The organism is Methylobacterium mesophilicum (assembly GCF_022179445.1).
In the GTDB taxonomy this organism is placed as follows: Bacteria; Pseudomonadota; Alphaproteobacteria; order Rhizobiales; family Beijerinckiaceae; genus Methylobacterium; species Methylobacterium mesophilicum.
The window spans coordinates 57201-63660 of record NZ_BPQU01000030.1 but is presented as its reverse complement, the minus strand read 5'-3'; the positions used below and the strand labels follow the sequence as shown (position 1 = coordinate 63660).

Genomic DNA, 6460 nt, shown 5'->3' with positions numbered 1-6460 from the left:
AGGCTCATAACCTGAAGGTCACAGGTTCAAATCCTGTCCCCGCAACCAAATCCCTTCCGACCACCCGACCACCACCAAAAACCCGGCCCGCTCGCGCGGACCGGGTTTTTCGTGATCGGGGCTTCGCTTGCCGAGGCGGTCTGTCGAGCGGACGGTTTTGAGCCGTGACGCTGCGGCGTGATGGGCTGTTCCCTCTCGGCCTGACCGCTCGACCGCTTCGAACAGGCCGCCCAGCCGCGCTCCGAAGCGGTCTCAAGTCCGATCCGATCTCGCTTATCAACCGGCCCGCGCGATCGGCCTGGGACGGGCGCCGTGCGTCGCCCCCGACAGCCAGGGCATGTCCACGCGGCGTGCTCACAGAGCCGCGGTCGGGGCGTCCGATGTGACAGGCGGGGATTGCTGTAGCCTCCCGGTCGCGACGCGAAAAAGCACGCTGGAGTTGCGCCGAGAATCCCTGCCACAGCCGCCCGGTGATGCCGGCGTTCCGCATTGCAGTACGAATGCCGAGCCGAATATCGATTTCGTCTGAGACACGGTCTTTATTTCCCATCCTCCAGCCAGATCCTCTCAGTTGATGACGGATCATCTCCAACCGATCATGAGCCCGATCGGGTTCGATTGCGCACAAGCAAGATGGCGGGCTATTATTTTCCTTGAGGTTGGTTGTCCAATGCACCTGTTCTTGGCCTGTTTCTGAATGTATATCGCGATATCGAATTTGAGACTTGACGGGTCATTGAAAAGCGATTGTATCGGCCCTCAGGATCGCAACGCTGTTCTTGCGTTCTGGCCAGTTTGGACATCACGAGAAGGCGGCGCACACGATATGACTCAACGCGATGGCGACAGGAGCCGCTTCGTTACGCTCGCATCCGAGATCGTCTCGGCCTATGTGAGCAACAACCACGTGCAAAGCGCGGATCTGCCGAAACTGCTCAGCGACATCCACGGCGCGATCCAGGACGTCCACACCGGCGGCGCGGCCGTCGCAGCCCCCAGCAAGGCGACCACACAGGAGATCCGGCGTTCGGTGACGCCCGACTACCTGATCTCGTTCGAGGACGGGAAGCCCTACAAGACCCTGCGCCGCCACCTCACCCTGCGCGGCCTGACCCCGGAGGCCTATCGCGCCAAGTGGGGCCTCGATGCCGACTACCCGATGACCGCCCAGAGCTATTCCGCGCAGCGCTCGCAGCTCGCCCGCTCGCTCGGCCTCGGCCAGCAGCGCCGGACATCCGCCGCGCCGCCGACCGCCCAGCCCGAGCCGGTCGCGCAGGCCCCCGAACAGCCGACCAAGAAGCGCAGTGCGCGCCGCAAGGAAGACGCCTGAACGGCCCTGACGGCCGGGCCTGCCCGGCTCGTCCGGCGACGGTGTCGCGGGCCTGCCGCAATCGGCTCCGATAGCGTAAGGCCGCACGGCGTGCCGCCGCCGATCCGGACGGCGCGCCCGACCTGCCGCCGGAGCCCTTGCATGCTGATCCGCCCCGTCCTGCCCGCCCTCGTCGCGACCCTGCTGGCCGCCGGCCCCGCCGGGGCGCAGATGGCCCGCACGGAGGCTCCCGCCGCCCCCAAGGAGGGGACGGCCAAGGCGGTGCCCCTCAGCCGGAGCGACGTCCAGCTGTCCTTCGCCCCGGTGGTGAAGCGGGCCGCGCCCTCGGTGGTCAACGTCTACGCCTCCCATGTCGAGAAGCGCTCCACCGCGCGCGCCAGCGCCATGGACGAGTTCATGCGCCGCTTCTTCGGCGAGCCGGAGGGCGGCCGCGGCCCCAGGGGTGACCGGGCCCAGCGGTCGCTCGGCTCCGGCGTGCTGGTCGATGCCGACGGCCTCGTGATCACCAACAACCACGTCATCGACAACATGAACGAGGTCCGCATCGCGCTCTCGGACCGCCGGGAGTTCGAGGCGACGATCGTGATGCGCGACACCCGCACCGACCTCGCGGTGCTCAAGCTCAAGGAGGCCCCGAAGGGGCTGGTGCCGATGCCGTTCGGCGATGCCGACGCCCTGGAGGTCGGCGACTTCGTGATGGCGATCGGCAACCCGTTCGGGGTCGGCCAGACCGTGACGCAGGGCATCGTGTCGGCGCTGGCGCGGACCCAGGTCGGCTCGGCGGACTACCAGTACTTCATCCAGACCGACGCCGCGATCAATCCGGGCAATTCGGGCGGGGCCCTGGTCGACCTGCGCGGCCAGCTGGTCGGCATCAACACGGCGATCTACTCGCAATCCGGCGGCAGCCACGGCATCGGCTTCGCGATCCCCGTCGGCATGGTCAAGGCGGTGGTCGACGCGGCCCGCGACGGGGCGAGCGTGGTGCGCCGGCCCTGGCTCGGCGCGCGCATCCAGAGCGTGACCCCCGACATCGCCGACAGCATGGGCCTCGACCATCCGACCGGCGTCCTGGTGGCGAGCCTGCAGCCCAAAAGCCCCGCGGACGAGGCCGGCCTGAAGCGCGGCGACCTGATCCTGACCATCGACGGCCAGGAGGTCGCCGACCCGGAGGCGTTCGGCTACCGCTTCGCCCTCAAGGGCGTCCAGGGCCAGACCCGCTTCGGGATCCTGCGCGGCACGGCCCGCCAGACGGTCGCGGTCAAGCTCGCCCCCGCCCCGGAGACGCGCCCGCGCGACGTGCTGAAGGTGAAGACCCGCTCGCCGTTCCAGGGCGCGAGCCTGGTCAACACCTCGCCGGCGGTGGCCGAGGAGCTGCAGGTCGACTTCCCGGCCGAGGGCGTGGCCGTGCAGGCGGTGGACGAGACCTCCATCGCCAGCCGGCTCGGCCTGCAGAAGGGCGACATCATCGTGGCGGTCAACGGCGTGCCGGTGGCGACCACCAAGGACCTGGACCGGGTCACCCGCAACACCCTCAATTCCTGGGAGGTGGTGATCAACCGCAACGGCGAGATCATGACCTCGGTGTTCGGGGGCTGAGCCGGACGGAGGATCCGGCTGATGGCCGTGGGCAAGGCTCGGCTCCCGGGTTGCGCCCCCGCCCGCGCCCGGTGTTGATGCGCGGATGTCCGACCTGTTCGCCTCCGCCGAGCCCCCAGCGGCACCGGATTCCGGCCACGCCCCCGTCGCGGAGGCCAGCCGCCCGCTCGCGGACCGGCTGCGCCCCCAAAGCCTGGCTGAGGTCGTCGGCCAGGAGCACCTGACCGGGGAGGGCGGCAGCCTCACCCGGCTGCTGCGCGGAAAGAGCCTCGGCTCGCTGATCTTCTGGGGGCCGCCCGGCACCGGCAAGACCACGGTGGCGCGGCTCCTGGCCCAGGGCACCGACCTGCATTTCGAGCAGATCTCGGCGATCTTCTCGGGCGTGCCCGACCTGCGCAAGGTGTTCGAGGCCGCGCGCAAGCGCCGGGCGACCGGGCAGGCGACCCTGCTGTTCGTCGACGAGATCCACCGGTTCAACCGGGCGCAGCTCGACGCCTTCCTGCCGGTGATGGAGGACGGCACCGTCACGCTGGTCGGCGCCACCACGGAGAACCCGTCCTTCGAGCTCAACGCCGCCCTGCTGTCGCGGGCCCGGGTGCTGCTGTTCCGGGCCCTCGACCCGGGCGCGATCGCGCGGCTGCTGGTCCGGGCCGAGGCGCTGACGGGCCAAGCCCTGCCGCTCACCGAGGAGGCGCGGGGCGTGCTGGTCCGGATGGCCGACGGCGACGGCCGCGCGGCGTTGACGCTCGCCGAGGAGGTCTGGCGCTCGGCCAGGCCGGGGGAGACCCTCGACGCCGAGGCGTTGCAGGAGATCGTGCAGCGGCGGGCGCCGATCTACGACAAGGCCCAGGAGGGCCATTACAACCTGATCTCGGCCCTGCATAAGACCGTGCGCGGCTCCGATCCGGACGCGGCGCTCTACTATCTGTGCCGGATGCTCGATGCCGGCGAGGACCGGCTGTTCATCGCCCGCCGGCTGGTCCGCATGGCGGTGGAGGATATCGGGCTCGCCGACCCGCAGGCCCTGGTGGTCGCCAACGCCGCCAAGGACGCGTTCGACTTCCTCGGCAGCCCCGAGGGCGAGCTCGCTCTGGCGCAGGCCGCGATCTACCTGGCCTGCGCGCCGAAATCGAACGCGGTCTACACCGCCTACAAGGCCGCCACGCGGCTCGCCAAGGAGGCCGGCTCCCTGGCCCCGCCCCGCACCATCCTCAACGCGCCGACCAAGCTGATGAAGCGGATCGGCTACGGCGAGGGCTACCGCTACGACCACGACGAGCCCGACGCCTTCTCGGGCCAGGATTACTGGCCCGACGCGCTCGGGCGCCAGCACCTCTACGCGCCCACGGAGCGCGGCTACGAGACCCGCCTGGCCGAGCGCCTCGCCCGCTGGGAGGCCCTGCGCAAGGAGCGGCGCGGGGAGGGGTAGGGCGGAACTGCGAGGGGCATGGCCTGCGCGCCGTCCCTTTCCCGGGCGCGTGGAGCGTCAGCGGAATGCGACCCGGGATCCAGCACAAGACGACGCGAAGCGTCCGCCTGCGCCACCGCGATGTCATCCTGTGCCGCTGCGCGGCGCTCTGTGTGCTGGATCCCGGACCAGGTTCCGCTTCGCTCCACCTGTCCGGGAAAGGGGCGCGCGTCGTCCATCGCGCTATGCCCGGCGGCGGCCGCCGATAATCCTGAAACCCGGTTCCGCCTCACAGGTCCAGCGGCGCGTTGTCGATGACCTCCTTCATCACGAAGAACGTGCGGGTCTGGCGCACCCCCGGCAGGCCGATCAGCGTGGCGCTGTGGAGGCGGTTGAAGTCGGCCATGTCGGAGACGCGGACCTTCAGGATGTAGTCGAAGTCGCCGGCCACGAGGTGGCAGTCGAGCAGCACGGGGATCGCCCGCACCGCGGCCTCGAACTCCGAAAAGCTCTCCGGCGTCGAGCGGTCGAGCACGACGCCGACGAAGACCAGGGTGCCCCGGCCGACCCGGGCCGGATCGACCAGCGCCCGGACCGCCCGCACGAATCCGTCCGTGAACAGGCGTTGGATCCGGCGATGGCAGGTCGCCGTGCTGGTGCCGGAGCGCTCGGCGATCTCGGCATTGGCCATGCGCCCATCCGCCTGCAGCAGGCGCAGGATTTTGAGGTCGATCCGATCGAGCCCTGCGAGCATGGTAGTTTCTTTCAGTTTTTTGCGACTTTCCGGACGATTTCTCGTCCGTTGCGGCAATCGATGCAAGCAGAGGGCCATCGGCAGGCCAAGATCGAGAGCACCTTTCAGGCGATCCGGGTTAGTTTTCTGCCGTAACCCGAAGGCGGCCGCGCCGGGTGGAAAACGATCCCGGCGGCCGGAAGACCCGGAGAGACCCGATGCTGCAAGACTTCGAGCGCTATCCCCTGACCTTCGGCCCGACGCCGATCGAGCCGCTCAAGCGGCTCTCGGCCCATCTGGGGGATGCGGTCGAGATCTACGCCAAGCGCGAGGATTGCAATTCGGGCCTGGCCTATGGCGGCAACAAGCTGCGCAAGCTCGAATACATCGTGCCGGACGCGATCAAGAGCGGCGCCGACACCCTGGTCTCGATCGGCGGCGTGCAGTCGAACCACACCCGCATGGTCGCGGCGGTGGCCGCCAAGATCGGCATGAAGTGCCGGCTGATCCAGGAGGCCTGGGTGCCCCACGAGGATGCCGTCTACGACCGGGTCGGCAACATCCTCCTGTCGCGGATCATGGGCGCCCAGACGCAGCTCGTGGATGACGGCTTCGACATCGGCATCCGCGACAGCTGGAAGCGCGCGCTCGCCGAGGTCGAGGCCGAGGGCGGCAAGCCCTACGCGATCCCGGCCGGCGCCTCGGTGCACAAGTACGGCGGGCTCGGCTATGTCGGCTTCGCCGAGGAGGTCCGGGCCCAGGAGGCCGAGATGGGCTTGGCGTTCGACTACGTGGTGGTCTGCACGGTGACCGGCTCGACCCATGCCGGCATGCTGGTGGGCTTCGCGGCCGACGGGCGCGCCCGCAACGTCATCGGCATCGACGCCTCCTGCACCCCGGCCCAGACCAAGGCCCAGGTGCTCGAGATCGCCCAGAACACCGCCGCCCTGGTCGGCGCGGGCGACATCGTCGCCGACGACGTCGTGCTCAACGCCGATTACGCCTACCCGGTCTACGGCGTGCCCTCGCAGGAGACCGTCGAGGCGATCCGGCTCTCGGCCCGGCTCGAGGGGATGATCACAGACCCGGTCTACGAGGGCAAATCCATGCAGGGCATGATCGACCTCGTGAAGAAGGGGTTCTTCCCGAAGGGCGCGAAGATCCTCTACGCGCATCTCGGCGGCGCGCCGGCGCTGAACGGCTACAGCTACACGTTCCGCAACGGCTGAGGCCGACCAGCCGCCGAACCGCCTCTCCCATCAGCCCCCTCATCCTGAGGCGCCCGGGCCTCGTAAAAACGCGTGGTTCCGAAACGGGCCCCCCACGACGCGGGGGGCCGTGTGGGGGTGCTTCTGCGGGGGTGCTCTGGTCTGCCACCCCTTAGGGTGTG

At 69.4% G+C, this 6460-nt stretch carries 5 protein-coding genes; 4 read left to right on the top strand and 1 reads right to left on the bottom strand.

Translation table 11 applies throughout. From position 1 onward, the window contains the following. Positions 1 to 826: 826 nt before the first annotated feature. The 3 genes from MFF40_RS22950 to MFF40_RS22940 all read left to right on the top strand — a co-directional run bounded on the left by MFF40_RS22950 (position 827) and on the right by MFF40_RS22940 (position 4358). A complete protein-coding gene (locus MFF40_RS22950) occupies positions 827 to 1330 on the top strand; it encodes a Ros/MucR family transcriptional regulator (protein ID WP_238262362.1) in 504 nt (167 codons plus the stop codon). Positions 1331 to 1471: 141 nt separating this feature from the next. After that, positions 1472 to 2929 carry a Do family serine endopeptidase gene (locus MFF40_RS22945; protein ID WP_147899491.1) on the top strand — a complete coding sequence of 486 codons (1458 nt, stop codon included), beginning with the start codon at positions 1472 to 1474 and terminating at the stop codon, positions 2927 to 2929. Positions 2930 to 3014: 85 nt separating this feature from the next. Next, positions 3015 to 4358: a replication-associated recombination protein A gene (locus MFF40_RS22940; RefSeq protein ID WP_238262361.1), complete on the top strand. Its 1344-nt coding sequence runs from the start codon at positions 3015 to 3017 to the stop codon at positions 4356 to 4358. Positions 4359 to 4626: 268 nt separating this feature from the next. Here MFF40_RS22940 and MFF40_RS22935 read toward each other — a convergent pair whose 3' ends face one another. Then, the gene (locus MFF40_RS22935; protein WP_238262359.1) at positions 4627 to 5091 is read right to left on the bottom strand and encodes an Lrp/AsnC family transcriptional regulator; all 465 of its coding nucleotides are present in this window, start codon (positions 5089 to 5091) and stop codon (positions 4627 to 4629) included. Positions 5092 to 5288: 197 nt separating this feature from the next. Between MFF40_RS22935 and MFF40_RS22930 the strand changes: the two genes are divergently transcribed. Continuing rightward, a complete protein-coding gene (locus MFF40_RS22930; protein ID WP_238262357.1) occupies positions 5289 to 6299 on the top strand; it encodes a 1-aminocyclopropane-1-carboxylate deaminase in 1011 nt (336 codons plus the stop codon). The last annotated feature ends 161 nt before the right edge of the window (positions 6300 to 6460 follow it).

What these genes read in the sequence shown, in the direction of transcription:
- MFF40_RS22950 (WP_238262362.1), top strand. Translation starts at nt 827, where the DNA reads ATGACTCAACGCGATGGCGACAGGAGCCGCTTCGTTACGCTCGCATCC.
- MFF40_RS22945 (WP_147899491.1), top strand. Translation starts at nt 1,472, where the DNA reads ATGCTGATCCGCCCCGTCCTGCCCGCCCTCGTCGCGACCCTGCTGGCC.
- MFF40_RS22940 (WP_238262361.1), top strand. Translation starts at nt 3,015, where the DNA reads ATGTCCGACCTGTTCGCCTCCGCCGAGCCCCCAGCGGCACCGGATTCC.
- MFF40_RS22935 (WP_238262359.1), bottom strand. Translation starts at nt 5,091, where the DNA reads ATGCTCGCAGGGCTCGATCGGATCGACCTCAAAATCCTGCGCCTGCTG.
- MFF40_RS22930 (WP_238262357.1), top strand. Translation starts at nt 5,289, where the DNA reads ATGCTGCAAGACTTCGAGCGCTATCCCCTGACCTTCGGCCCGACGCCG.